General features: G+C 66.3%; 17 protein-coding genes and 2 pseudogenes. 16 read left to right on the plus strand and 3 right to left on the minus strand.

Annotation, left to right across the window (positions count from 1 at the left end):
- Window positions 1-14 precede the first annotated feature (14 nt).
- A pseudogene (locus tag J7367_RS20395) lies at window positions 15-632 on the minus strand (MFS transporter); the annotation flags it as partial.
- A gap of 87 nt (window positions 633-719) precedes the next feature.
- Here J7367_RS20395 and ubiE point away from each other — a divergent pair.
- The 11 genes and pseudogenes from ubiE to J7367_RS20450 all read left to right on the plus strand — a co-directional run bounded on the left by ubiE (window position 720) and on the right by J7367_RS20450 (window position 16,147).
- Window positions 720-1,481, plus strand: coding sequence for a bifunctional demethylmenaquinone methyltransferase/2-methoxy-6-polyprenyl-1,4-benzoquinol methylase UbiE (gene ubiE / locus J7367_RS20400; RefSeq protein WP_003482754.1), 762 nt, complete (start codon window positions 720-722; stop codon window positions 1,479-1,481).
- Between the two features lie 191 nt (window positions 1,482-1,672).
- Window positions 1,673-2,563, plus strand: coding sequence for a GGDEF domain-containing protein (locus J7367_RS20405; protein ID WP_039731568.1), 891 nt, complete (start codon window positions 1,673-1,675; stop codon window positions 2,561-2,563).
- Between the two features lie 120 nt (window positions 2,564-2,683).
- Window positions 2,684-4,630: a M1 family metallopeptidase gene (locus tag J7367_RS20410; RefSeq protein WP_209028980.1), complete on the plus strand. Its 1,947-nt coding sequence runs from the start codon at window positions 2,684-2,686 to the stop codon at window positions 4,628-4,630.
- A 215-nt stretch (window positions 4,631-4,845) separates the two neighbouring features.
- Window positions 4,846-5,565 (plus strand): hypothetical protein, encoded by a 720-nt coding sequence (locus tag J7367_RS20415; RefSeq protein ID WP_209028982.1) that lies wholly within the window; start codon window positions 4,846-4,848, stop codon window positions 5,563-5,565.
- A gap of 349 nt (window positions 5,566-5,914) precedes the next feature.
- A complete protein-coding gene (locus tag J7367_RS20420; RefSeq protein ID WP_057662414.1) occupies window positions 5,915-6,538 on the plus strand; it encodes an HAD family hydrolase in 624 nt (207 codons plus the stop codon).
- 533 nt (window positions 6,539-7,071) lie between these two features.
- Complete coding sequence (locus J7367_RS20425; protein ID WP_345776722.1) at window positions 7,072-9,114, plus strand: methanol/ethanol family PQQ-dependent dehydrogenase; 2,043 nt, start codon at window positions 7,072-7,074, stop codon at window positions 9,112-9,114.
- Window positions 9,111-10,886, plus strand: a complete 1,776-nt coding sequence (locus J7367_RS20430) for a quinoprotein dehydrogenase-associated putative ABC transporter substrate-binding protein (RefSeq protein ID WP_057664031.1) — start codon at window positions 9,111-9,113, stop codon at window positions 10,884-10,886. Before J7367_RS20425 ends, J7367_RS20430 begins: the two co-directional genes overlap by 4 nt.
- A 25-nt stretch (window positions 10,887-10,911) precedes the next feature.
- A complete protein-coding gene (locus J7367_RS20435; protein ID WP_057664027.1) occupies window positions 10,912-11,568 on the plus strand; it encodes a c-type cytochrome in 657 nt (218 codons plus the stop codon).
- A pseudogene (locus J7367_RS20440) lies at window positions 11,565-12,609 on the plus strand (beta-propeller fold lactonase family protein). Before J7367_RS20435 ends, J7367_RS20440 begins: the two are co-directional and overlap by 4 nt.
- Window positions 12,610-12,644: 35 nt before the next feature.
- Window positions 12,645-13,751, plus strand: a complete 1,107-nt coding sequence (locus J7367_RS20445; RefSeq protein ID WP_057664037.1) for an S-(hydroxymethyl)glutathione dehydrogenase/class III alcohol dehydrogenase — start codon at window positions 12,645-12,647, stop codon at window positions 13,749-13,751.
- A gap of 11 nt (window positions 13,752-13,762) precedes the next feature.
- Window positions 13,763-16,147, plus strand: a complete 2,385-nt coding sequence (locus tag J7367_RS20450; protein WP_057664035.1) for a TonB-dependent receptor — start codon at window positions 13,763-13,765, stop codon at window positions 16,145-16,147.
- A 104-nt stretch (window positions 16,148-16,251) separates the two neighbouring features.
- Here J7367_RS20450 and J7367_RS20455 read toward each other — a convergent pair whose 3' ends face one another.
- Both J7367_RS20455 and J7367_RS20460 read right to left on the minus strand, forming a co-directional pair.
- A complete protein-coding gene (locus J7367_RS20455; RefSeq protein ID WP_057664026.1) occupies window positions 16,252-18,237 on the minus strand; it encodes a sigma-54-dependent Fis family transcriptional regulator in 1,986 nt (661 codons plus the stop codon).
- 255 nt (window positions 18,238-18,492) lie between these two features.
- The gene (locus J7367_RS20460) at window positions 18,493-19,425 is read right to left on the minus strand and encodes a carbohydrate kinase family protein (RefSeq protein WP_003482735.1); all 933 of its coding nucleotides are present in this window, start codon (window positions 19,423-19,425) and stop codon (window positions 18,493-18,495) included.
- Window positions 19,426-19,700: 275 nt separating this feature from the next.
- On the opposite strand from J7367_RS20460, the gene J7367_RS20465 reads away from it, so the two are divergent.
- The 5 genes from J7367_RS20465 (at window position 19,701) to rodA (ending at window position 25,882) form a co-directional block, all read left to right on the plus strand.
- Window positions 19,701-20,747: a rod shape-determining protein gene (locus tag J7367_RS20465; RefSeq protein ID WP_003482734.1), complete on the plus strand. Its 1,047-nt coding sequence runs from the start codon at window positions 19,701-19,703 to the stop codon at window positions 20,745-20,747.
- A 172-nt stretch (window positions 20,748-20,919) separates the two neighbouring features.
- Window positions 20,920-22,221, plus strand: coding sequence for a rod shape-determining protein MreC (gene mreC / locus J7367_RS20470; RefSeq protein ID WP_209028984.1), 1,302 nt, complete (start codon window positions 20,920-20,922; stop codon window positions 22,219-22,221).
- Window positions 22,218-22,703, plus strand: a complete 486-nt coding sequence (gene mreD / locus J7367_RS20475; RefSeq protein ID WP_005911183.1) for a rod shape-determining protein MreD — start codon at window positions 22,218-22,220, stop codon at window positions 22,701-22,703. Before mreC ends, mreD begins: the two co-directional genes overlap by 4 nt.
- 3 nt (window positions 22,704-22,706) lie before the next feature.
- A complete protein-coding gene (gene mrdA, locus J7367_RS20480; RefSeq protein WP_057664020.1) occupies window positions 22,707-24,767 on the plus strand; it encodes a penicillin-binding protein 2 in 2,061 nt (686 codons plus the stop codon).
- Window positions 24,764-25,882 (plus strand): rod shape-determining protein RodA, encoded by a 1,119-nt coding sequence (gene rodA, locus J7367_RS20485; protein WP_017155401.1) that lies wholly within the window; start codon window positions 24,764-24,766, stop codon window positions 25,880-25,882. Before mrdA ends, rodA begins: the two co-directional genes overlap by 4 nt.
- The last annotated feature ends 475 nt before the right edge of the window (window positions 25,883-26,357 follow it).

Here is a 26,357-nt window from a genome sequence, read left to right on the forward strand (position 1 = left end):
GTTCAGACCTTCCCTAGCACGCAGGCCAGCGCGAACACCGCCAGCCCGCACTCGAACAGGTACAGGCCTTGCCACTCGCCAAATTCCAGCAGGTCGGTGGAGAACACCCGCGCCAGCGGCAACGCCAGTTGGGTCATGCCCAGGCCCAGCACCACGGCCTTGAGCCGGTATTTCGTTGGAAATGCCTGGATCACGTAGTACAGGCCCAGCGAGCTGAGGGCGGCGCCCACCAAGCCATGCGCGGCGCGCACGGTGATCGCCGAGCTCAGGCTGTGCACGAACAGGTGCGCGAAGGCGATGAGCGCGTACAGCGCCAGGAAGATTTCGGTGAACCGGCGCAGCCCGAACTGCTGGCGAAACTTCACCAGCAGCAGGTTCGCCGACATGTTGGTCATCACGTAGGCGGCCGGCAGCCAGGCCATTTCGGTGGCATAGGCGCCCAAGGTGCCTTGCAGATAGGTCAGGTTGGCGGTGACCAGGGCATTGCTCAGCCCGCCGGTGAGCGCCACCACCACGCCCACCAGGCCGTACTGGATCCGCCGCCGGGTAGGGTGCAGGGGGGTGGAGGCCGACCCCGGCAGGGTGGGCCGCTCATGGGGCTGCCAGTCGCGCTGGACGTACTTGTCGCGCACTGAATGCTCGCAGGGCCGGTCGCAGGTGAAAACGCGATTGTGGTCCGGTTGCGGTCATGGTGGCGTCAGCGGTGCGATAATCCGCCCATGAGCGAATCCCCCTATACCTCCGGTACTACCCATTTCGGCTTTCGCGATGTCGCTGCCAAGGACAAGCAGAAGCTGGTCGGTGAAGTGTTCACCTCGGTCGCCCGCAATTACGACCTGATGAACGATCTGATGAGCCTGGGCGTGCACCGCGCATGGAAACGCTACTTCGTGGCGACCGCGCAGGTGAAGCCAGGCGACCGCGTGCTGGATCTGGCCGGCGGCACCGGCGACATCGCCGTGCTGCTCAAGGAGCGCGTGGGCAACGAGGGCGCCGTGGTGCTGGGCGACATCAACGCCGGCATGCTGTCGGTGGGCCGCGACCGGCTGACCAACCGCGGGCTGGTGTCCGGCTTCGATTACGTGCAATGCAACGCCGAAGCGCTGCCGTTCCCGGACCAGAGTTTCGATCTGGTGACCATCTCCTTCGGTCTGCGCAACGTCACCGACAAGGACGCCGCATTGCGCGAGATGTACCGCGTGTTGAAAGTGGGCGGCCAGGCGCGCGTGCTGGAATTTTCCGAAGTCACCGCCGACTGGTTCAAGCCCATCTACGACTTCCACTCGTTCAAGATCCTGCCCAGGCTGGGCCAGTTGTTCGCGCGCGATGCCGATAGCTACCAGTACCTGGCCGAAAGCATCCGCAAGCATCCGCCGCAGGAATCGCTCAAGGGCATGATGGGCGAGGCCGGGTTTGCGCGTTGCCACTTCAAGAACCTCACCGGCGGCATCGTGGCGATCCACTCCGGCTACAAGATCTAAGCAGGGCGTTTTGAGCCTGCTGGCGTCGGCGCATGTAGCGTGCGCTGGCGCTCGCCCACCGCGTGCATGGGATCGCTTGTTGAGGCGAACCGGTGCCGCACATGTGTACAACCAGCGAAGTTCTGAGACTTCCGTCGCGTTGGCTCCACACGCTCTCGGCGACACTAAGCGCTCTTTTGCCGGAGTGTTGGATGCGCTTGTACGCCGGGCTCTCGCGCGTGTTTCCTCGCTCCTTCAGCGCCAAACTGCTGGCGGTGACCTTTCTGGGCATCCATCTGCCGTTGCTGCTATTGATCGCGTGGTTGGCATCGCAGAGCGAACTGGACGGGCGCCCGCTATGGTCGGTGGTGATCGTGGCATTGCTGGCCACGCTGGCCGGCACGGCGCTGACCTTGGTCGCGCTGTATCGGCTGCTGGCGCCGCTGCGCATCGCCGCCGATGCGCTGGATTCGTATTATGCCGATCAGCGCCTGCCCACGCTTCCGGAACAGGGCGACGACGAATTGGGCCGGCTGTTGCGCGGCATCAACCGCAGCCTGCGTGGCATCGATGCCGGCATGCGCGATCTCAAGAAACACGCCTTGTTCGACCCGCTAACCGAGGCGCTGAACCGGCGCGGTTGCGAACAGGCGATGCGCGATTCGGTGATCGCCTCGCAACGCGAAGGCTGGCCGTTCGTGCTGTTCGTGCTGGACATGGACAACCTCAAGCAGATCAACGACCGTTTCGGCCACCTGGCTGGCGACCGCGTGCTGGTGCGCCTGGTGGACTCTGCCTACGGCTGGTTGGGTGCGCAGGATTGGGTCGGGCGTTGGGGCGGCGACGAATTCCTGATCGGCATCCATGCCAGCGAAGACGAAGCCACGCTCAAGCTCAACCAATGGCTCTCGATGCTCGAGCGCGAGGATGCCGACGATGCGCCGCTGCATGTGAGCGCCGGCAGTGCGGTGTGCGAACAAGGGCTGGATGCCACCGAACTGTATCGCCGCGCCGATGCGGCGATGTATCGCGCCAAGTTCTCCGGTGGCCGGCGTCTGGTGCGCGACGGGCACGACGCTCCGCGCGGCCATCCGGTGATCTGACCTGGGCAAGCCGGTTGCGACACCGCGTGGCAGGTTATCGCGCGTATGGCCACCGATGGCACGGGCAGGCTACGGCGCAGGGCGCTAAGATGCCTAATTCTCCTTGCTGCGGTGCCGTCGATGCGCTTCCCGTTCCTGTCGCTGTCCCTGGCCGTGTCCATCGCGCTGGCCGGCTGTTCAAATGACTCCACGCCGTCGGCATCCCCCACCGCGCCGGCCGCCACTGCCAAGGCTCCCGTGAAAGCAGACGCCCGCAACCACGACGAAAGCTCCTACGCCCAGCCGCAGCTGGTGGTCATCAAGGACCTGGCGCTGGACCTGAAGCTGGATTTCGATGCCAAGCAGATTGGCGGCACTGCCACCTACACGCTGGCGTGGAAGGACAAGGCCGCCAAGCAACTGGTGCTGGATACGCGCGAGCTGAGCATCGCGCAGGTACAGGCAGACGATGGCAAGGGCGGCCTGTCGCCGCTGCAGTTCGCCCTGGCGCCGGCCGACAAGACCTTCGGCAGCAAGCTCACCATCGAAGCGCCGAATCAACCGGCCAAGGTCGTGATCACCTATCACACCGCGCCGACGGCCTCGGGCCTGCAGTGGCTGGAGCCGTCGATGACCGAAGGCAAGCAACTGCCTTTCATGTTCAGTCAGTCGCAGGCGATTCACGCGCGTAGCTGGGTGCCGCTGCAAGACACCCCGAGCGTGCGCTTCACCTACAGCGCACATGTCACCTCGCGCCCGGACGTGATGGTGCTGATGAGCGCCGACAACGACCCCAAGGCGGCACGCGACGGCGATTACAGCTTCACGATGCCCGAGCCGATTCCGTCCTACCTGCTGGCGATCGCCGCCGGCGATGTGGTGTTCAAGCCGATTTCCGCGCGCTCGGGCGTGTGGGCCGAGCCGGCCATGGCCGACAAGGCCGCCAAGGAGTTCGAAGACACCGAGAAGATGATCGGTGCGGCCGAAAAACTTTACGGCCCGTATCGCTGGGGCCGTTACGACATGCTGGTGCTGCCGCCGTCGTTCCCGTTCGGTGGCATGGAAAATCCGCGCCTGACCTTCGCCACGCCCACCGTGATCGTCGGCGACAAGTCGCTGGTGTCGCTGGTGGCGCACGAACTGGCGCATAGCTGGTCGGGCAACCTGGTGACCAATGCGAGCTGGAAGGACATCTGGCTCAACGAAGGGTTCACCACCTACGTGCAGGGCCGCATCACCGAGGCGCTGTACGGTACCGAGATGGCCGAGATGGAACGCGAAATCGACCAGGGCGATCTGCTGGCCGAAGTCAAAGACATGCAGGCGGCCGACCAGGTGCTGGAGTTGCCGCCACTGGCCCAGCGCGACCCCGACGAGGCCTTGAGCCAGGTCGCCTACGTCAAGGGTGCGTGGTTCCTGCAGTTCCTGGAGCAGCGCTTCGGCCGCGAGGTATTCGACCCGTTCCTGCGCGGCTGGTTCGACGATCACGCCTTCCAGAGCGCCACCACCGACCAGTTCGTCGATTACCTGAAGAAGAACCTGCTGGACAAGCATCCCAACACGGTGAGCGCGGCCGACGTGGATGCGTGGCTGAAGCAGCCTGGCATTCCGGCGTTTGCGGCCAAGGCGCGCTCGCGCAGCTTCTCGATCGTGGACACCGCGCGCATCGCCTGGAGCGGCAGCGGCGCCTTGCCGAACAAGCAGGTCACCAGCGAGTGGGGCACGCAGGAATGGGTGCACTTCCTCAGCGGCATGGGCGCCACGCTCAAGCCCGAGCAGCTCAAGCAGCTGGACGAGGCGTATCACTTCACCGGCACGCCGAATGGCGAGATCGCGATGCGCTGGTATCCGCTGGCGATCCGCAGCGGTTACACCGACGCGCGCGCTGCCGCGGGCGAGTTCATCGAACGCGTCGGCCGCCGCAAGCTGGTGCTGCCGATCTACGCCGAATTGTTGAAGACTCCGGACGGCATCGCGTTCGCTGAACAGGCCTTCGAAAAGGCCAAGCCCAGCTATCACCCGATCACCACCGCATCGGTGGCCGAGATGATCGCCAAGGCGAAAGCGGCACCGCCGGCGCAGCCGTAATGGCAGCGGAGGGCGTTGCAGCGCCCTCTCGCCGCTTCCATCGCCGCATCGTGCCTGCAACCACCATCGTAGGAGCGCACCCGGGCGCGACAGGGCTTTCCCGGTGAAACCCCGTCGCGCCCAGGTGCGCTCCTACGGTGTACGGCGGTTGATCACGGGTCATGCTGGCAGGCTGGTATCGTTGCCGCTGCTTTTCATGCATTTCGGAGTCGACGATGAAGTACCTGCTGAGCGCGGCCTTGTGCGTCGCCACCTTGAGTGCCTGCACCGACCGCGAGGCGCAACGTCAGGCGCAGGCCACCGCGCAGGCGCAGGCCAAGGAAACCCAGGCCGAGGCGCTCGCCAAGCAGTACGACGAGGCGGTCAAGACACAGAACTGGGACATGGCGCGTGCGCATGGCGCGGCCTTGATCGAAGGCTACGCCGGCACTGCGGCCGCCACGCGCATCGAGCCAGACTATGCCGATATCAAGGCCAAGGGCGAGCAGGCGCGCGAGCTGCGCCGCATGCAGGCGCTGTGGCAATACTCGCAGGTGCCGGCCAAGGGCGGTACGCAGCGCTCGGCGATGATCGATGCCAAGCAGCGTGTGGATGTGGATGGCAGCGGACCCAAGCCGGTCAGCCTGGTGTTTCGCGATCATCCGCAGTGGAAGCGCCACAGCTACCTCGTGCTCAAGGCCGGCGATTTCAAATGCTACGGTGGCTGCAAGGTGCAGGTGGCGGCCGATGGCGGCGCACCGCGTGCCATGGCGGCGCACCGCCCGGATACCGACGAAGCCATTGCCATGTTCATCGACGATGACAAAGCGTTGTGGAAGCTCGTACGCAACGCCAAGCGCATCGGCATTATCTTCCCGGTCAAGGCCGGCGGTACGCGCACCGCAGAGTTCGAGGTCGGCGGCCTGGACACCACGCAGATGCCCGGGTGGAAGTAGGCGAGCTCGCGATGAGCGCTGGCGTACACCGATCGTGTGTGCGGGCTGGTGCAGCACTGCCACGCTTGATCGACAGTACAGTACCCCGGTGTGATGGCGGTGCAGCGCATCGGCATTCAGCGCTCGGGATGGTCAGCAGATCTGGCGCGCATTCGTTCGGATGAAGGGGCGCGCGCGTTGGCGTGTCCGCGCAGGGACATGTCGAGCGAGCGCCACCCGCACCTGCTTGGCAATGAGCGCAAACGCCTGGTCGACCGCCTTGGGCGAGGTCGCCGATTGCGCACTGCTGCAGGTTGGCCGCACCGCCGCCTGTCGCACCGAATCGATCACTTTGATGTCTTTGCAAAGGATGGACAGCATGACACGCGCCGGCCTCTCTCCCACGTTGTCCGACTACCGCCATTGGGTCTTCGACATGGACGGCACGCTGACCGAAGCTGCGCACGATTTCGCCTTGATCCGCCGCGCGCTGGACGTTCCGCCAGCGGCGGACATCCTGCATCACCTGGCAGCGCTACCGGCCGACGAAGCGGCGGCCAAGCATGCCTGGTTGCTCGAACACGAGCGTGCGCTCGCCCAAGGCGCACGCGCCGCGCCGGGCGCAGTGGCGCTGGTGCGCGCGCTGCATGCCGCCGGTTGCCGGCTTGGCATGCTCACCCGCAACGCGCGCGAGCTGGCAAAGATCACGTTGCAGGCGATCGGTCTGGACGATGCATTCGTCTGGGACGAAATCGTTGGCCGCGACGAGGCTGCCCCGAAACCTGCGCCCGACGGGCTGCAGTATTTCGCGCGGCGCTGGTCGGTGCAGGGCAGCGCGCTGGTCATGGTCGGCGATCACCACAATGACCTGGCCTGCGGCCGCGCCGTCGGTGCGTGCACTGTCTTGGTCAATACACCCGGCGACCCCTGGCCCGGTTTTGCGGACTGGCGCCTGCACGATTGCACGCAGTTGCTCGCGCAATGGGAGAGCTAGGGTGGCGCGTTGTGCCTGTGCAACGAGGTAACGTGCACCCGAGCGGGCATGGGAACTGTTGACTAGCCGCCGACGCGATGACGCGTCGCGAACGGCGCACCTGTCTATTGGCCGCATCCGTCTCCATATTCGCCTTTCTGACGCCTTCTCCCAGCGGGCAGACGACCGGCATGCCTGGCGATATCGCGCAGTGCTGCTTGCCATAGCGCATTGCACTGCATCAGCGGCGCAGCGATCTGAGTCCAGGACACGCTCGGCGTTGCTGAGACGTCACTGGACCGTCTGCACCACCTGTGTCACAGCACGTGCGGCGCAAACTGTGCCAAAACCGTGACAGCGCGAGATGCTCGGCGCGCCGTCATCACCCTCGACCCTCGCTGACGCGATGTGGTGCGGCGCACCAGTGTGCTGGCATGCCGTTTGCTCAGGTCTCTCCCGACGTTTCCTACGTCCGCATCGCCACGGCGGTGACAGCGCCTGCGCTGCGGGATGTTTCAACCGACTGGTTGTTCAAACGAGAGGGGTAGACGCACATGCACCAATCTTCCTGTCGCAGCGTACGCAGCGCTGCGCTGCTCATGCTTGCGCTGAGCGCCGTTCTGTCTGGCTGCAAGAAAGACACACCCACCGAAACTGCAGCACCGGCAACAGCCGCTGCACCCGCCGCCGCGGCGGTGGTCGACACCGATAGCGAGTTCACCGCCAATGCCAGCAATGCGGACAACTGGGGCGGCGTGGGGCGCGACTTCGCACTCACCCGGCATAGCCCGCTGGCCGAGATCAATCGCGACAACGTCAAGAACCTGAAGATGTCGTGGGAGATGAAAACCGACGCCACGCGCGGCCACGAAGGCCAGCCGCTGGTGATCGGCAGCATCATGTATATGGTCAGTGCGTATCCGAACAACGTGTTCGCCATCGATCTTGCGGCGCAGGACGACGGCGGCAAGGTGTTGTGGAAATACACCCCGCAACAGGACGAACGGTCGGTGGCGGTGGCGTGCTGCGATACGGTCAATCGCGGCGCCTCGTATGCCGACGGCAAGCTGGTCTTCGGCAGCCTCAGCGGCGATGTGATCGCGCTCGACGCCAAGACCGGCAAGGAAGTGTGGAAGCAAAAACTCGCGCACCCGGACAAGGGCGAAACCATCACCATGGCGCCGATCATCGCCGACGGCAAAGTGGTTGCCGGCATCAGCGGCAACGAGTTCGGCGTGCTCGGTCGCGTGGCCGCCTACAACCTTGCCGATGGTAAGCAGGCATGGTCCTGCGATGCGGCCGGTACCGACAAGGCGATCTGCCTGGGCCCGGATTTCAACAAGGCCAATCCGCAGCATGGCCAGCTCGGCGACCTGGGCGTCAAGACCTTTCCCAACGACGAATGGAAGCGCGGTGGCGGCGCTGCCTGGGGGTGGTATAGCTACGATCCGAAATTGAAGCTGGTGTACTACGGCACCGGCAATCCCGGCCTGTGGAGCCCGTCGTACCGTTGCGGCAAGACCTCGCAGGAGGAATGCAACAACGGCGAGCATGACAACAAGTGGTCGATGACCTTGTTCGCCCGCAAGATCGATACCGGCGAGGCGGTGTGGGGCTACCAGAAGACCCCGTTCGACCAGTGGGATTACGACGGCATCAACGAGCCGATCCTGGTCGACCTGAGCATCGATGGCAAGCAGGTTCCTTCGGTGGTGCAGTTCGATCGCAACGGCTTTGCCTACGTACTCGATCGGCGCGATGGCACGCTGCTGCGCGCGCACAAGTTCGTGCCGGCCAACTGGGCCGAACGCATCGACATGAAGACCGGTCGCCCGGTGAAGGTGGCCGCGCATTCGCCGCTGGAACGCGGCAAGAAGGTGCAGGCCTTCCCCTCGGCGATGGGCGGCAAGGACCAGCAGCCGTGCTCGGTGGATCCGGCCAATGCGGCGGTGTTCTTCTGCGGCACCAATAACTGGCACATGGAACTGGAACCGCAGGAGCGCGGCAACACCATGATGGGTCTGCCATACGTGTTCGCCAACGTGATGATGAAGCCGAATGAGCCGGGCGCGCTGGGCATCGTCAAGGCGTTCGATGTGGTGGAAGGCAAGTCCAAGTGGGAGATCAAGGAGAAGTACCCGGTGTGGAGCGGCACCCTGGTCACCGACGGCGGGCTGGTGTTCTACGGCACGCTGGATGGGTGGTTCCGCGCGGTGGACAAGGACACCGGCAAGAAGCTGTGGGAGACCAAGTTGCCGTCCGGCATCATCGGTAACCCCATCGCCTACAAGGCCAACGGCCATCAGTACGTGGCGGTGTTCTCCGGTATCGGCGGGTGGATCGGCTTGCCGGTCACTGCGGGCCTGGATCCGTCCGATCCGTATGGCGCACTGGGTGCGGCGGGGCTGGCGTTCGGTGCGGGCTTCGACAAGATCCCGCTCGGCGGCATGGTCCACAGCTTCCGTATCGATGGCGCCGGCAAGACCGTGACCGCCACTGCCACTGCCACTGCCACTGCCACTGCCACCGCCACCGCCACCGCCACCGCCACCGCAGGCGGCGGTACCGCCAATGCAGCAGCGAAGACGGCACGATGACATCCATGCAAGGCGTTGGAAGCGCACGACGGCAATCCGCTGCCGGCGTGCGCGGCATCACCCGGCACCTGCATCGGGTGATGGTGCTGTGCAGCTTCGGACTCGTCGCCGCAGGCTGCACACGCGAGCCGTCCTCACCGACGGCTCGCGCTTCTCATTCCGATGCGGCGTCCGCTGCGGCGCCTGCATCCACCGCTACGCCGGCAACCACGCCTGCAGCGGCATCCGCGCCGCCACCTACGCCAGATCCGCACGTCCTGCGCGTGTGCGCAGACCCGGGCAACATGCCGTTGTCCAACAAGGCCGGCGAAGGCTTCCAGAACAAGATTGCGCAAGTGGTTGCCGATGCCATGGGCCGGCGCCTGGAATACGAGTGGCGCACTTATTACCAGCGCGGCCTGGCGCGTAGCACCATCAATGCGGGCCGCTGCGATGTGCTGATGGACCTCAACAGCGATTTCGAGCAGGGGCTGACCACACGCCCGGTCTATCGTTCGGCGTATGTGCTGGTCACACGTCAAGGCTTGTCGTTGAGGCCTGGCTCGCTGGACGACCCGGCGTTGAAAAAGCTGCGCCTGGGCGTGTTCCAGAGCTCGCCTGCGCGTCAGGCGCTGTACGAGCACGGCATCAGCGGTGAGGTGCAGTACCTGTTCTACGACTCGGCCACCGCACCGGAAGAACACCCCGGCAAGCTCGTCGAACGGGTCGCCGCCAACACGCTGGATGCGGCCGAATCCTGGGGTCCGGTCGCCGGATATTACGCGCAGCGCAGCGGCCTGGGTCTGGTGCCCTTGAACACCATCGACGATGCGGTGCTGGAGTATTCGATGGCCTGGGCGGTATCGCGCAGGAATGCCGACCTGCGTGACGCGTTGAACACGGCGTTGCAGCAGAGCGCGGCAAACATCGCCCAGATCCTGCGCAGTTATCACGTGCCGCTGGTGCGCTGTAGCGAATGCGTGGTGGCCGGCGAGCTGGCATCGCATGGTCCATATGTCACGCCCACACCGGCATCCACTGCGCCCAGCCCGGCGGCCTCATCGCAGGAACTGGCGCAGCTGCAATTGCGCATCGCCGACGGTGCCGACCCCAATCAGGAACTGGCGCATGCGCTGGATGCCGGCGATGCCGTGCGTGCGGCATGGCTGCTGCGGCATGGTGCCGACGCCAATCACCCCAACTTGCTGGGCGAGCCGCCGCTGCACCAGGCCATCCGCAATCAGGCGCCGGATCTGGTCGGCCTGCTGCTGGATGCCGGCGCACGCCTGGATGCCCGCGATGCCAGCGGCTGGACCGCGCTGATGAAAGCTGCGTGGGCCAATGATGCGGACAGCCTCAGCAGGCTGCTGGCCAAGCGCGCGCCGGTGGATGCCGTGTCCAGCGATGGCTGGAGCGCACTGGATCTTGCGGTGTCGTATGCCGATGTCGCGGTGGTGCAGGCGCTGCTGGACAAGGGCGCGAATGTGCGGCGCGCCAATCCCACCGGATTCACCCCGGTGATGTTTGCCGTGGCGCGCGACGACCCGGCCATTTTCGATGCCGTGCTCGCACGCGGCGCCGAGGTCGGTCACGCCAATCAGGCTGGTGTCACCGCGCTGATGCTGGCCGCAGCGGCCGGGCGCGAAGCGGTCGCCAACCGCCTGCTGGCCGCAGGTGCCGACCCGTCTGCGCGCAACCGCGACGGCAAGACCGCCGCGGATCTGGCGCAGGCACGTGGCGACACCGCACTGGCCACGCTACTCACCCAGGCCAGGCGCCCGGCGCGCAAATGACTGCGTCACCCGCCGCGTGCACGGGGTGCGCGGTGTTCCCTCCGATCAGAAAGGTTCGTTCATGCGCACGTCCACCAAGAGTTGCTTCGATCGTCCTGTCCGCGCACCGCTGTGCGCGTTGATGTTCAGCGTCGTGCTGGCGGCATGCGGCAAGGACGCACCGCCGCCCCCGCCACCGGCGGCCGCCAGCGCACCGGCGCCAGCGCCAGCGCCAGTCGCCGGCAGCGCAGCGCCTGCGGCCGCAACTGCAGCTGCACCCGCAGCAATGCCCAACCCCGCAGCGGGGCCAGCCCCGGATCCGGCAACGCCGGCCGCGCCACCCGCCACGATCGTGCCGATTCCCAAGGGACCGGAGGTCAAGGTCACGCCCGAGCTGGTCGCCGAAGGCAAGAAGATCTATTTTTCGGCCGGCTGCAATGCCTGTCACGGCGGTACCGGTGGCGGTGGCATGTGCCCGCCGTTGACCAACGACATCTGGGTGTATGGCAGCGACGACGACACCTTGCGCACGCTGATCAGCGAAGGCACCGCGGCCATGATCACCCACGGCAAGACCCGTATCGGGCACGAAAAGGTGGTTGGGCAGATGCCCCCGTTCGCACCGGTACTCAAGCCCGGCGATACCGAAAAGTTGCTCGCTTTCATCCACTCGATCAACAAGACCGCGGGCAAGGCGCAATGAGGTCAGCGTCTGCTTGCTGGTCGCGCATGTGTGCAGCAGGGATGCTGGGTGCGTTGCTGCTGGCGGGCTGCCAGCGCGATGCCGTCACACCGGCCTCCACCACCGCACCTGCGGCGGGCGGCAACGCAACACCGGCGCTGGCAACGCCGCCAGTGCTTGCGTATGTGCCCAATCAACGCAGTGGCACCGTGTCGGTGATCGATACGCACACCGACACGGTGGTGCGCACGCTCAGCGCGCAGGGCCAGCTCGGCAAGCGCCTGCAGCAGCTATTGCCCGGCCCGCACGGGCATCTGTACCTGATCGACGCCGAGCACCACAGATTGGTCGAACTGGATAGCGAAAAAGACGCGGTCTTGCGCAGCGTTGATATCGGCGAGAACGCCGAAGGCATCGCGTTGTCGCCGGACGGCAAGCAGTTCGCGGTATGCGTGGAAGGCCAGAATCAGGTGATGCTGATCGACGTGGCGCAATTTACCGTGCAGCAGGTGATCGCCACGCGCGGGCAGGCGCCGGAGCATTGCGCCTACACCCCGGATGGCAAGTGGTTGCTCACCAGCAATGAAGGCTCCAACGACATGGACATGATCGAGCTGGCCACCCATCGATCGCGCGGTGTGGTGGCCACCAGCGGGCATCCGCGCGGCATGGCGTTCGCACCCGACGGGCGCAGCGTGTACATCGCGCAGGAAACCGCCAACGTGGTGGACGTGATCGACCTGCAGACGCGTCAGCGTCGCGCCAGTCTGCCCGCCGGGGTGCGTACCGCCGGCGTCGCGCTGTCGGCCGATGGCACGCGGCTGTATGCGTCCAACGGCGGCGCCGGCACGGTCAGCGTGATCGATCTTAATACCGCGCGCGCTGGCCGAGATTCCGGTTGGGCAGCGCCCGTGGAATCCGGCGCTGACGCCGACCGGCGACAAGCTCTACGTCGCCAATGGGCGCTCCAACACCGTGAGCGTGATCGACACCGCCAGCTTGCGCGAACTCAACCAGATCCCCGTCGGCGAGCTGCCGTGGGGCGTGATCATCGCGCGCTGAGCGGCCGGCAGGCCGACGCGCGTCAGGGAGGCCGGATGAAGACACGCGCTGCGGTGGCCTGGGGTCCGCACCAGCCGTTGACCATCGAAGAAGTCGACCTGCAGCCGCCGCGTCCCGGCGAGGTGCTGGTGCGCCTGGTGGCCACCGGCATTTGCCATGGCGATGCGCATGCGTTGGCGCACGGCCATGCCGGCAGCTTTCCGGCGATCCTGGGGCAGGAGGGCGCTGGCATTGTCGAAGATGTCGGGATCGGCGTCACCAGCGTGCGGCCTGGCGATCACGTGATTCCGCTGTACATGCCCGAATGCGGCGTGTGCAAGTTCTGCCGTTCCGGCCGTACCAATTTGTGCCAGGCGATTCGCAGCAGCCAGGAACGTGGCCTGATGCCTGACGGCAGCAGCCGGTTTTCGTTGCACGGGCGGCCGATCCTGCATCACATGGGCACCAGCACGTTTTCCGAATACACCGTATTGCCGGAGATTGCAGTCGCACGCATCCATCCGGATGCGCCGCTGGAGCAGGCCTGCCTGCTCGGCTGCACGGTCACCACCGGCGTCGGTGCGGTGCTCAACAGCACGCATGTGCGGCCGGGCGATTGCGTGGCGGTGTTCGGGCTGGGCGGCATCGGATTGTCGGTGATACAGGGCGCGCTGCTGGCGCAGGCCGGCCGCATCATCGCCGTGGATATCGACCCTGCGAAATTCGCACTGGCACGCGCGCTGGGCGCCACCGATTGCCTGGATCCGCACGACTACGGTGCGCCGATCCAGCAGGTGATCGTGGACCTGACCGATGGCGGCGCCGACCACAGTTTCGAATGCGTCGGCGATGTCGGCGCGATGCGGGCGGCGCTGGAGTGTTGCCACAAGGGCTGGGGCGAGAGCGTCATCCTGGGCATGGCCGACGACGCGCAGGAAATCAGCACGCGCCCGTTCCAATTGGTCACCGGGCGGGTGTGGCGCGGCAGCGCCTTCGGCGGCGTCAAAGGCCGCAGCGAGCTACCCGGTTATGTCGAACGCTATCTGCACGGCGATATCCAGCTGGCGCCGTTGATCACGCGCACGCTGGCGCTGGATGACATCAACCAGGCGTTGACTGACCTGCGTGCGGCGCGCGGCATCAAATCCATCGTGGCGTATTGAAGGAGATGCACATGGCAGCAGGCAGATGCAGGACAGCGACGCTGCATCGCAAGGGATTGGCAGGCGCATGCGCCATGGTCTTGCTTGCACGCAGCGCATTGGCCGTTGCAGCGGAAGCGCCGCAAGTCACCTGGTTGGACCGTATCGAGGTCACCGCCACGCCGATCCCCGGCACCACCATCGATGCGGCGCAATTGCCGTACATGGTGCAGTCGGCAAGCAATGCCGAGTTGTCGCGAGGGCGCAGCAACAACCTGAGCGATCTGCTGCAGCGGCGCTTCGTCGGCGTGGACGGCAACGACGTGCAGGGCAGTGCGTTCCAGAACGATCTCACCTTCCATGGCTTTCGCGCCTCTGCCTTGCCGGGCGCTTCGCAAGGGGTGTCGGTGTATCTGGATGGCGTACGGTTCAACGAACCGTTCGCCGATATCGTCAGCTGGGACATGCTGCCCGAAGCGGCGATCACTGCGGTGACGTTGATGCCTGGTTCCAACCCGTTGTTCGGGCCGAACACGCTGGGCGGCGCGGTGGTGCTGTCTACCGCGTCCGGGCTGACCGCGCCGGGATTACAGGGCGAAGTGAGCATCGGCAGCGGCGCGCGCAAGCGGCTGGATGCCGGTTACGGCGTCGCGAGCGCCGACGGCTGGCATGGCTTTGTTGCGCTCACCGGCTTCGATGAAAACGGCTGGCGCGATGCCTCCGAGGGCCGGCTCGGCACCGTGTTCGGCAAGGTCGGTAAGCAAGGCGAGCGGACCGACTGGAGCCTGTCGCTGCTGCACGGGCGCAGCCGCCTGATCGGCAATGGCCTGCTGCCGGACACGCGATATACCGACGAGGGGCCGGAGCCCGGCTTGTATCGCGCCGATCGGCGTTCGGTGTACACCTCGCCCGATCTCACCCGCAATCGCAACACGTTATTGACCGTGCAGCTGGACCATCGTTTCGATGAGGACACCGCGTTGCACGCTCTCGCTTATTCGCGCGTAGGGCGCCGCGACACCGTCAATGGCGATATCGGCGAAGACTACGAAGCGTTCGTCGAAGAATGCGCGTCCGGGTACGCCGCCGATGGCAGCGCGCTGGATGCCGACTGCGATGTCGCCCGCACCGATGCCGACACGTTGCCCACCGGCGCGCTCAACACCACCCAGATGCGTCAGCAAGCACAAGGTATTGCGCTCAACCTGAGCACGCAGCGAAGCGCGCATGCGCTCACGGCCGGGGTCACCTTCGATCGCGGCCATGTGCGTTACCGGCAGTTCGCCCGCGACGGGTGGGTGCAATCCGACCGCTCGGTCGTTGCCGATCCCGACGCCGAACGCGGCTTCTTCTCCGGTGTACGCGGCAGCACCGAGACGCTGGGCGTGTTCCTCGCCGACACCTGGGCGCTGAGCAATGCGACCCATCTCACCGCTGCAGTGCGCTGGAATCGGGTGGTGGTGGACAACATCCTGTCCACGGCCGACGACGGCGATCGCCCGCGCGAGCGCTTCGTCTATGCCAAGGCCAATCCGTCGTTGGGCCTGACCCATCGGCTCGATTCGGGGCTGACGCTGTACGGCTCGGTCGCGCAGAACAGCCGCGCACCGACCGCCATCGAATTGGGCTGCGCCGATCCCACCCAGCCGTGCCGGCTGCCGACCGGCCTGCAGGCCGATCCGCGGCTGGAGCAGATCATCTCGCGCACCTACGAACTGGGCGCGCGCTGGACGCCGTCGACCGACCGCACCGCCACGCTGTCGGTGTACCGCGCCGACAACCGCGATGACATTCTGTTTCTACGCGCACCCGATACGCAGCTGGGTTACTTCGACAATGTCGGCCGCACGCGCTATCAAGGTGTGGATCTGGCATTGCGCCTGCGCAGCGGCGACTGGCAGTGGTGGGCCGGCTACAGTTTTCTGGATGCAACGTACCGCAGCGACGGCGAACTGCTCTCCGGCGAGCGTGTGATCGCGCTACGGCCGGGATTGCGCATCGCTGCGTTGCCGCGTCACAACCTCAAACTCGGTGTGGAATGGCAGCGCGATGCGCTGACCGTGGGTGCTGGCGTGCGCGCAGTCTCCGGGCGTGTGGCGAGCGGAAACGAAGACGGCCAGGTCGACAATGCCGAAGCCGGCGAACCGGCGCCTGAGCGCCTCGACATCGGCAGCGCCGGCTATGCCCTGGTCGACCTGCAGGCGCGCTGGACCATCAATGCGCGGGTGTCGCTGTTCGCCCGGATCGACAACGTCTTCGACCGCCACTACGCCACCTATGCCGCTGTGGCCGAAGACGTGTTTCCCGACGGCGAACTCGCACGTCCGCAGGATCGGCCAGTGGAAACCGGCCCGGCACGCTTTCTCGCACCGGGAGTGCCCCGGCAGTACCTGATCGGCGTGCGCTGGGCGCTTTGAAGCGGGAAATCGGGAATGGGGAATCGGGAATCGGGAATCGGGAATCGGGAATCGTAGAGCGTCAGCGCACTGCTTTTATCCATTCCCGATTCCCGATTCCCGATTCACCCGGTCTCCAGCCCGTGCTTGCGCAGCTTGCGGTACAGCGTGTTGCGACTGATACCCAGGGCATCGGCGGTGCGGCTGACATTCCAGCGGTGGCGTTCGAGTTGTTGCTGCAGCACCAGCCGCTCGGCCTGGTCCAATGCCACGCGGCCAGGCATGTCGTCGGCCGCGACCGCACGCCCATCGACCAGGCAGGGTGCGCTGCCCGCGTCGACGATCTCCTGCGGCAGATTCGGCAAGCGAATCACCTCGTCACTGCACAGCACGGCCGCCGTGCGCAGCACATTGCGCAATTGGCGCAAGTTGCCCGGCCAGGCGTAGCTGAGCAGCTTGTGCAGCGCCTCTTCGCTGATGCGCACGCTGCGCTCGCTGTTTTCCTCGCGCAGCAGGGTGCGGATCAGCTCGGCCTTGTCGCTGCGTTCGCGCAGCGGCGGCAGGTGCAGCACCACGCCGTTGAGGCGGTAGTACAGGTCCTCGCGGAATTCGCCGGCGGCCACCATCTGCGCCAGGTCGCGGTGGCTGGCGCTGATCACGTGCAGTTCCAGCGGCATTGCGCGGTCGCTGCCCAGCGGGGTCACGCGCTGTTCTTCCAGCACGCGCAGCAGCCGCGTCTGCAGCGGCAGCGGCATGTCGCCGATCTCGTCCAGGAATAAGGTGCCGCCGCTGGCCTGCAGCAGCTTGCCGTGGCGGCCTTCGCGCGCGGCATCGGTGAACGCGCCGCGCGCGTAGCCGAACAGTTCGCTCTCGATCAGCGCCTCGGGGATCGCCGCACAGTTCACCGCCACGAACGGCCGCGCCGCCCATGGCGAGCCGCGGTGCACCGCCTTGGCGAACTCCTCCTTGCCGGTGCCGGTGGCGCCACACAGTAGGATCGACACGCGATGCGCGGCCAGCTTCAGCGCGTTGTCCAGGTTGTGGCGCATGCGCGGATCGGAGCCGACGTGTTCGCGTGCGTAAGCCGCCTCGCCATCGTCGGCGGTGGTGGCCTGCGCGCCGCCAGCAACCACGTTGCGGCGCGGCGGCTGCGCCAGGGCGAAGAAGCGGCGTCCGTGGCAGGCGCAGCGGATCGACCACAGCGTGCTGGCATCGTTGCGCGCACGCTGTTCCACGGTGTCGAAGTCAAGCTGCATCACCTGCGAGATGTCGCGCCCGACCAGCTGGCTGCGGTCGCCCTTGCCGAGCTGTTCCAGAGCCGCTTCGTTGACGGCCAGCACGCAGCCGTCGGCGCCGATCGCCATCAGCGCCTCGTGCAACAGGCCGGCGAACTCCGGGCGGCTGTGGAAGCGCAGGATCCACGCGTGCCGGTACTGCGCCAGGAAGTACGAACGCGCGATCTGTGCCGCCGACATGCGCACCAGCGCGCTGGTGTGGCGTTGGACCAGCCTGGTGTCGCGCGCATCCGGTGTGGACGCATCCAGCACCGCCAGCAATTGCCCGTGCGGGTCGAGGATTGGCGCACCGCTGCACGACAGCGGCAGGTGCCGGGCCAGGTAATGCTCGCCGCGGTGCACGCCGAGCGCGCTGCGCTCTACCGCGCAGGTGCCGATCCCATTGGTGCCCTGGTAGCGCTCGGCCCAGCTGGCGCCGCAGAACAACCCGGTCTGGCGGAATTCGCGCAGCAATGCCGGGTCGTGCACGCTGTGCAGCAAGGTCGCCTCGGCGTCGGCGAACACCACGGCGTAGCCGCCGCCGGCGATCTGCTCGTAGAGGTTCTCCATCTCCACCTTGGCGATGCGCAGCACTTCCTCGAGCCGCTGCTGGCGCTCGCGCAGCTCGCTGCCGTCGTGGACCATCGGCGAAGGGGACGCATCCGGACTCAGTCCGTATTCGTCCAGGCAGCGCTGCCACGAGCGCGCCAGCGCCGGCGGTAGCGGTTCGATCTGGCGGAAGCGGCGCATCCGCGCCAGCAACGCGGATTCCGCCTCGGCAGCGGACGAGGGCCCAGCCGTGGCCTGCAGGAGGTTGGCGACAGTCACTTCCGACACGTGGCGCTTCCTCGGTCCCTACCCGGGGCCAGAGCGGCAGTGACGCATAAACCGGGGCGAGGCTCAAACCGCGGTGCAGCAAACGCCGGGGATGCGGTTTCGGGATTGGCGATTGGCAGAAGCGGCTCGGCTGGGGGCGGCTGCTTGTTCGCCTGGGCCAAAACGAAAAAACCGCGCCATCGCGCGGTTTCTCGTGGCCTTGAGGCGCCAGGACCCAGCCTTTACGACTCCCGAATCCCGAATCTCCACTCCCGGCTACAACGCATAGCCGAACTGCTGCTTGAACTGGTCGTTGAATTCGGCGAAGTCGAAGCGCTGGTTCTGGGTGCCGGGGTGTTCCACTTTCAGCGCGCCCATCAGGTTGCCCATGCGGCCGATCGTCAACCAGTCGTAGCCACCCTGGATGCCGTAGATCAGGCCAGCGCGGAACGCGTCGCCGCAGCCGGTCGGGTCGACCACGCGCCGCTCGTGCGCCGGCGGGATGTCGTAGGTTTTTTCCGGGGTATGCACCAGCGCGCCCTTCGGGCCCTGCGTGGTGATGTAGGCCTGCACGCGCGAGACGATGTCTTTTTCGTCCCAGCCGGTGCGTTCCTGCAACAGGTTCGACTCGTAGTCGTTGACCACCACGTACTGTGCCTGCTCGATGAACTGGCGCAGCTCCGGGCCGTTGAACAGCGGCATCGCCTGGCCAGGGTCGAAGATGAAAGGAATGCCAGCCGCAGCGAACTCTTCCGCGTTCTGGATCATGCCTTCGCGCCCGTCCGGGCCGACCAGGCCCAGGGTCACGCCCGGCACATCCTTCACGTGGTTTTCGTAGCTGCGCATCATCGCGCCCGGATGGAAGGCGGTGATCTGGTTGTTGTCGTGGTCGGTGGTGATGAAGGCCTGCGGGGTAAACAGGTCGTCGATGATCTTCACCCGCGACAGGTCGATCCCCAGCGTCTCGAAGTGTTCGCGGTACGGGCCGAAATCCTGGCCCACGGTGCCCATCGGGATCGGCGCGCCACCGAGCAGATGCAGGTTGTAGGCGATGTTGCCGGCGCAGCCGCCGAACTCGCGGCGCATGCGCGGGACCAGGAACGACACATTCAGGATGTGCACCTTGTCCGGCAGGATGTGGTTCTTGAACTGGTCCGGAAACACCATGATGGTGTCGTAGGCGAGGGAACCACAGATCAGTGCGGACATCGAGTCGGGCCTTTGCGTTGGGAAAACCCGCCAATTGCCGGGCATGGCAGCGGGACGGCGCGTGCGCCGCGGCGCAAAGGGTAACGGCTGCGGCCGATCAGAGCCAGAACCGCATGCCATGGCCGGCGTGACCGCCACATGAAAACGGGGGCGAAATCGCCGATTTTTCCTTGCTCACCCCGGGGGGGATTGCTAGGCTAGCCGACTTCGTTTTCTGCCCAAAATTTCGCCAGTCTGGCGGCGGGCACGCGACTTACCCAGGAACGACTCCCTCGATGTTCAAGAAACTCCGCGGCATGTTCTCCAACGACCTGTCCATCGATTTGGGCACGGCCAATACGCTGATCTACGTGCGCGGACAGGGCATCGTGCTGAACGAGCCGTCGGTGGTTGCGGTGCGTCAGGATCGCGCGATCGGCGGCACGCGCTCGGTCGCTGCCGTCGGTGCGGAGGCCAAGCAGATGCTCGGCCGTACCCCCGGCCACATCACCACCATTCGCCCGATGAAGGACGGCGTCATCGCCGACTTCACCTACACCGAAGCGATGCTGAAGCACTTCATCAAGAAGGTGCACAAATCGCGCTTCCTGCGCCCCAGCCCGCGCGTGCTGGTGTGCGTGCCGGCAGGCTCCACGCAGGTCGAGCGCCGCGCCATCAAGGAATCTGCGGAAGAGGCCGGTGCGCGCGATGTCTATCTGATCGAAGAGCCGATGGCCGCAGCGATCGGTGCCGGCATGCCGGTGACCGAGGCGCGCGGTTCGATGGTCATCGACATCGGCGGCGGCACCACCGAAGTGGCGGTGATCTCGCTCAACGGCATCGTGTATTCGCAGTCGGTGCGTGTGGGTGGCGACCGGTTCGACGAGTCGATCACCAATTACGTGCGCCGCAACCACGGCATGCTGATCGGTGAGGCCACGGCCGAGCGCATCAAGCTGCAGATCGGTTGCGCCTACCCGCAGGACGAGGTGCAGGAGATGGAAATCTCCGGTCGCAACCTCGCCGAGGGCGTGCCGAAGATGATCAAGATCAATTCCAACGAAGTGCTCGAAGCGCTGCACGAGCCGCTGTCGGGCATCGTCTCGGCAGTGAAGCTGGCGCTGGAGCAGACCCCGCCGGAACTGTGCGCCGACGTCGCCGAGCGCGGCATCGTGCTTACCGGTGGCGGCGCGCTGCTGCGCGATCTGGACCGGCTCATCTCCGAAGAAACCGGCCTGCACGTACAGGTGGCCGACGACCCGCTCACCTGCGTGGCCCGCGGCGGCGGCCGGGCGCTGGAGCTGGTGGACATGCATGGCAACGAGTTCTTCGCGCCGGAGTGAAGCGCTCGGGAATCGGGAATCGGGAAAGAGGAATCGTGAGAGCGGTTCCTGCCTACGGCCCTGAGCGGTTGCATCGCGGTCACGCCAATGTGAGTTTTCGCCTTACCCGTGGCGTGGGCAGCCACCTGCTCCCCGATTCCCTATTCCCGACTCCCCATTCCCGGCCCTGACAGTGCCCTCCTACGCCGGTCCTCCCGTCGCCTCCCGTCCGGGCGAAGTCACCTCCACGCTGCGCCTGCTGGTCTATCTGGTGCTGGCGATCGTGCTGATTGCGCTCGATAGCCGCGGTGGTTGGCTGAGCCAGGTGCGCATGCAGGCCAATCTGCTGATCCAGCCGATCTGGGCGGTGGCCGGGCTGCCGGGACGCATCGGTTCGCAGGTGCGCGACAACGCCGCAACGCATGCGCAGCTGGTGGAAGAGACCCGGGATCTGCGCAACCAACTGCTGGTCGCCAATGCGCGCCTGACCCGGTTGCAAACCGCGGCCCTGGATAACGCGCAACTGCGCGAACTGCTCAACGTGGCCGAGCGTCGCGGTCTGGATGTGCAACTGGCGCCGATCCTGAACATCGATCTGGATCCCACGCGCCAACGCTTGCTGCTGGACGCCGGCAGCCGCGAAGGGGTGCTGCTGGGCCAGGCGGTGATCGATGCCGGCGGCCTGATGGGGCAGGTGATCGAAGTCACCCCGCTGCATTCCACCGTGTTGCTGCTCACCGACCCCGACCACGCAGTGCCGGTCAGCGTGGCGCGCAATGGCGTGCGGCTGATCGTCTACGGGCGCGGCGACCGCCTGGAATTGCGCGACATCCCGCTCAGTGCCGGCGTGCAGGTGGGCGATGAAATCGTCACCTCGGGCCTGGGCGGCCGCTTCCCGGCCGGCTTCCCGGTCGGCAAGGTCTCCGAGTTGCATCCCGACGATACCCACGCCTTCCTGGTCGGCGAACTGACCCCGGCCGCCAAGCTCGATCGCGGCCGCGATGTGTTGCTGCTGCGTGCCGGCAAGCCGTTGCGGGTAGTGCCTGGGGCCGGGATTGGGGATTCGGGAGACGGGATTGGCAACGGCAACGGCAACGGCAACGGCAACGGCAACGGCAATGCCGCGCCTGCCGCCGTCACCGCGCCAGCGAACATGCCGGTGACCGCAGCACCGCGCACGCCGGCGGGCGCGGCATCGGGTGCTGCCAGCGCAGCCGGCACCACGCCGCGTGTCCAGTCTGCGCCGACACAGCCGGCCAGCGCACCCGCACCCGGCCGCCCGTCCAGCATGCCCTCCCGTCCGCCCGCATCGAACACATCCAGCATCCGGAATTCCGATTCCCGCCCCGCGTCACCGCAGGGCTCACGGGCGTCAGGGAACGCAGGATCGGGAACCGGCAACCGCAACGCCCCACAGCCGCAGAGCACCGCTCCTAACCAATCCCCCATCCCCCATCCCCAATCCCGTCCTTCTCCGCAGGAGACGGACCTATGACCCGCATGCGCAACACCTGGATCCTGCCAGCGAGCATCTTCATTGCGCTGGTCCTGGGCCTGCTGCCGTTGCCGATGGTGGTGCAGCCGCTGCGGCCTTACTGGCTGGCGTTGGTGCTGGCGTACTGGGTGATCGAGGAGCCGGACCGGGTCGGGCTGGGCCTGGCCTTCGTGGCCGGCGTGCTGGCCGACCTGCTGTATGGCGGGCTGCTCGGCGAACAGGCGCTGCGGCTGGTGATCATGACCTTCATCCTGCAGCGCTTCCGCGCGCGCATGCGTTTTTTCCCGGTCTCGCAGCAGGCGCTGGCCATTGGTGGGCTATTGCTCAACGACCGCATCGTGTCTTCGGCGGTGCACCTGGCCGTAGGCGAGCCGACCCTGCCCTGGAGCTACTGGTGGGCGCCGCTGCTGGGCATGGCGCTGTGGCCGCCGTTGTTCGTGGTGCTGGATGCGGTGCGGCTGGGCAAGCGGGGCAAAAAGTAAGCCATGCACGGGCGCCGTCATCCCAAGAATCCGCATGCGGAGGCCGAACAGTTCCGCCGCCGCGCGGTGCTGGGCTTTGCGATGGTGGTGATCTGCCTGGTGGGCCTGGGCGGCTGGTATTTCAAATTGCAGGTGCTCGACCACGAGGTCTACGCCACGCGCTCGGAGGCCAACCGCATCAAGCCCAAACCGGTGGTGCCCGGGCGCGGCATGATCTACGACCGCACCGGCCGGCTGCTGGCCGAAAACGTGCCGGCGTTTCGTCTGGACGTGACCCCCGACAAGGTCGCCGACATGAACGCCATGCTGGACGCGCTGGGCAAGGTGATCCCGATCGCGCCGGAGGATCTGGAGCGCTTCAACCGCGAGCGCCGCGCGCGCCGCAGCTTCCTGCCGGTGACGCTCAAGCTGCGCATGAGCGATGAAGAAATGGCACGGTTCGCGGTGGAGCGCTGGCGCTTTCCCGGCGTGGAGCTGGAGCCGTACCTGACCCGGCGTTATCCCTACGGGCCGTTGTTCGCGCACATCATCGGCTATGTGGGCCGCATCGACGAAAAAGACCTGGCGGTGCTGGGCGAGGGCAATGCTGCGCTCACCCACATGGGCAAATCCGGACTGGAGCGCTACTACGAGCAGGATCTGCGCGGGCAAGTCGGTTACGAGCAGGTCGAAACCAATGTCCAGGGCCGTGCCATCCGCACCGTCGGCCGGGTCGCGCCGCAGTCCGGTGCGGATCTGCGGCTGTCGGTAGACGCCGACCTGCAGCGCGCGATGGTGGCCGCCTTTGGCGAGCACGAAGGGGCGGCGATCGCGATGGACCCGCGCACCGGCGAGATCCTGGGCATGGTCAGCCTGCCCAGCTACGACCCCAACCTGTTCGTCAACGGCATCTCGCATACCGATTTCAAGATGCTCAACGACAACCCGTCGCGGCCGCAGTTCAACCGGCTGGTGCTCGGCGGGGTGGCGCCAGGGTCCACGCTCAAGCCGCTGATCGCGTTGGCCGGCCTGGATAGCGGCCTGCGCCGGCCGGAAGACCGGGTGCTGTCTACCGGCATGTTCTATCTTCCCGGCGTCAGCCGCGGCTGGGGCGACTCGCACCGCGGCGGCCACGGCTGGACCGACCTGCGCAAGTCGATCGCCCAATCGGTCAACACCTATTACTACCGCCTGGCGGTGGACATGGGCATCGAGCGCTTCGACCACTACATGGGCGAATACGGCTTCGGCCAGCCCACCGGGGTGGACCTGCTGGGAGAAATCGGCGGCATCCTGCCGTCGCCGGCCTACAAGTACAAGACGCGCAAGGAGCGCTGGTATCCGGGCGACACCGTCAACATCGCCATCGGCCAGGGCGACTGGAAGGTCACGCCGCTGCAACTGGTGCGCGGCGTCTCGGCGATCGCCAGTGGCCTGCTGCTGCGCCCGCACCTGGTGCTGGAAGAGCGTACCGGTTTCGATCATCCCTGGGAGCCGATGATCCAGCCGCCCGGCAAGCCGATCAGCCAGAGCCTGGCGCATCTGCAGGTGGTACGCGAGGGCATGATGGACACCATGCGGCCCGGCGGTACCGGCTATGCGATCACCCCGGGTGCGCCGTACCAGATGGCCGGCAAGACCGGCACCGCGCAGGTGGTCAGCCGCAAGGGCGTGGCGGCGGTGGACCCGCGCAGCCTGCCGTTGCACCTGCGTCACCGCGGCCTGTTCGTCGGTTTCGCGCCGGCCGACAATCCAGTCATCGCGGTGGCGGTGGCGGTGGAAGGCGGCGGTTTCGGCACCAGCTCGGCAGCGCCGATCGCACGCAAGATCTTCGATGCCTGGCTGCTGGGCAAGATGCCCGCCGGTCTGGAGCCGCTGGACAGCGAGCTCGGCATGACCGCCGTAGGTGTCAACCAGTTCGAAGCCGGCGTCACCGACGCGCGCGCAGCCGGCGACGCGGCCGCTGCCACGCTGGACGAACTGCCGGTGGTGATCGGCCACAGCGCCGTTGCGCTGGACCCCAACACCCCCGCGCAACCGGTCGTGCCGGATGTGCCGGACGCGGTGCAGGAGACCGACCATTGAGCGACATCCTGCGCTGGTTGGTGGACATGGCCGCGCGCTTTACGCGCAGCCTGGACTGGGTGCTGTGCCTGGCGCTGGGGGGGCTGATGGCCATCGGCCTGTCGGTGCTCAAGAGCGCCGGCGGCACTGCCAATGGCGAGCATCTGATGCTGGCGCAGGGCATCCGCTTCATCATCGGGGCGGCGGCGATGTGGGGTATTTCGCGCATGTCGGTGCTGCGCCTGCGCGCCTGGACGCCGTGGGTGTACGGCTTGTCGATGCTGCCGCTGCTGGCGGTCTTCGCGCTGGGCACCGGTAAGTACGGCCGGCAGTGGCTGGACCTGAAAGTGTTCTACCTGCAGCCGGCCGAGCTGCTCAAGATCAGCTTGCCGATGATGGCGGCCTGGTATCTGCACCGCATGCCGCTGCCGCCGCGCATTTCCACCGTGCTGGTGACCGGCGTGATTATCGGCGTACCCACCGCGTTGATCATGCTGCAGCCGGACTTCGGCACCGGTGTGTTGATTGCTGCCAGCGGCGTGTTCGTGCTGCTGCTGGCCGGCCTGCCGTGGTGGTGGGTGGCCGTGGGTGTGGGCGGTGTGTCTGCGGCTGCGCCGGTGGCGTGGTTCTGGCTGCTGCGGCCGTACCAGAAGGACCGCATCATGATGTTCCTCAACCCCGAGAACGACGCGCTTGGCGCGGGCTGGAACATCATCCAGTCCAAGATCGCGATTGGCTCGGGCGGGTTGAACGGCAAGGGCTGGGGCCTGGGCTCGCAATCGCACCTGAACTTCATTCCCGAACAGACCACCGACTTTGCGTTCTCGGTGCTCAGCGAAGAATTCGGCTGGATCGGCGTCGCCACCGTGCTGACCTTGTACCTGATCGTCATCGGCCGCTGCCTGTGGATCGCCTCGCAGGCGCGCGACACTTATTCGCGCCTGGTTGCCGGCGCCACCGGCCTGGCGTTCTTCGTCTACGTGCTGGTCAACGGCGGCATGATTTCCGGCCTGCTACCGGTGGTGGGCGTGCCGATGCCGCTGATGAGTTACGGCGGCACCTCGGCGGTGTCGCTACTGGCCGGCCTTGGCTTGGTCATGGCGGTGAAGTCGCATCGCCCGGTGCACGGTTACTGACGCGTGTTGATTGGCGCGGCGTGTAGCGCGCAGCGATGAATGCCACGCGTCAGCAATGACGCGCACATTTTTTCAGCGTAAGCGCAGTGGGTGCGGCGTTGCGATGAAAACGCCGCAGATTGCGCTTTAGTTTTGCGCACGCCATTGCAACGACGACACAGCGGCGCAGTGCCGCTTCGTTGGCACGGCGTCCGGTTCGCTCGCCTTCTGCGCACGCAGGCGCTGTTCCGTAGAGTCCGCCACGCCGCTATCGCAGCAACGGCCGCGTCGCGTCGCGTCGCTCCGGCAGCACGCACCATTCCTCTTTCGGGTGATCTCTTCCATGAAACTGCTAGGGAAGGTCTGAACAACGAGACCTGACAGGGCGGAAGGTGGCGTCGTTCCGAAGAGTGGCTTTTGGAACTTCGGAATTTCGCCATTTCTGGCGCTTTCCGCGGGAATTTCCTAGCCGCCGCCATCGGCGGGGTTTGTCTCG

The organism is Xanthomonas sp. D-36-1, assembly GCF_017746155.1.
Taxonomy (GTDB): domain Bacteria; phylum Pseudomonadota; class Gammaproteobacteria; order Xanthomonadales; family Xanthomonadaceae; genus Xanthomonas; species Xanthomonas cissicola.

Bases quoted from the DNA above. Each gene is read 5' to 3' on its own strand.
- J7367_RS20460 (WP_003482735.1), bottom strand. From the start codon at position 19,425: ATGTCCGCACTGATCTGTGGTTCCCTCGCCTACGACACCATCATGGTG.
- J7367_RS20445 (WP_057664037.1), top strand. From the start codon at position 12,645: ATGAAGACACGCGCTGCGGTGGCCTGGGGTCCGCACCAGCCGTTGACC.
- J7367_RS20430 (WP_057664031.1), top strand. From the start codon at position 9,111: ATGACATCCATGCAAGGCGTTGGAAGCGCACGACGGCAATCCGCTGCC.
- J7367_RS20450 (WP_057664035.1), top strand. From the start codon at position 13,763: ATGGCAGCAGGCAGATGCAGGACAGCGACGCTGCATCGCAAGGGATTG.
- J7367_RS20415 (WP_209028982.1), top strand. From the start codon at position 4,846: ATGAAGTACCTGCTGAGCGCGGCCTTGTGCGTCGCCACCTTGAGTGCC.
- J7367_RS20410 (WP_209028980.1), top strand. From the start codon at position 2,684: ATGCGCTTCCCGTTCCTGTCGCTGTCCCTGGCCGTGTCCATCGCGCTG.
- J7367_RS20420 (WP_057662414.1), top strand. From the start codon at position 5,915: ATGGACAGCATGACACGCGCCGGCCTCTCTCCCACGTTGTCCGACTAC.
- mreD (WP_005911183.1), top strand. From the start codon at position 22,218: ATGACCCGCATGCGCAACACCTGGATCCTGCCAGCGAGCATCTTCATT.
- J7367_RS20465 (WP_003482734.1), top strand. From the start codon at position 19,701: ATGTTCAAGAAACTCCGCGGCATGTTCTCCAACGACCTGTCCATCGAT.
- J7367_RS20425 (WP_345776722.1), top strand. From the start codon at position 7,072: ATGCACCAATCTTCCTGTCGCAGCGTACGCAGCGCTGCGCTGCTCATG.
- ubiE (WP_003482754.1), top strand. From the start codon at position 720: ATGAGCGAATCCCCCTATACCTCCGGTACTACCCATTTCGGCTTTCGC.
- J7367_RS20405 (WP_039731568.1), top strand. From the start codon at position 1,673: ATGCGCTTGTACGCCGGGCTCTCGCGCGTGTTTCCTCGCTCCTTCAGC.
- mrdA (WP_057664020.1), top strand. From the start codon at position 22,707: ATGCACGGGCGCCGTCATCCCAAGAATCCGCATGCGGAGGCCGAACAG.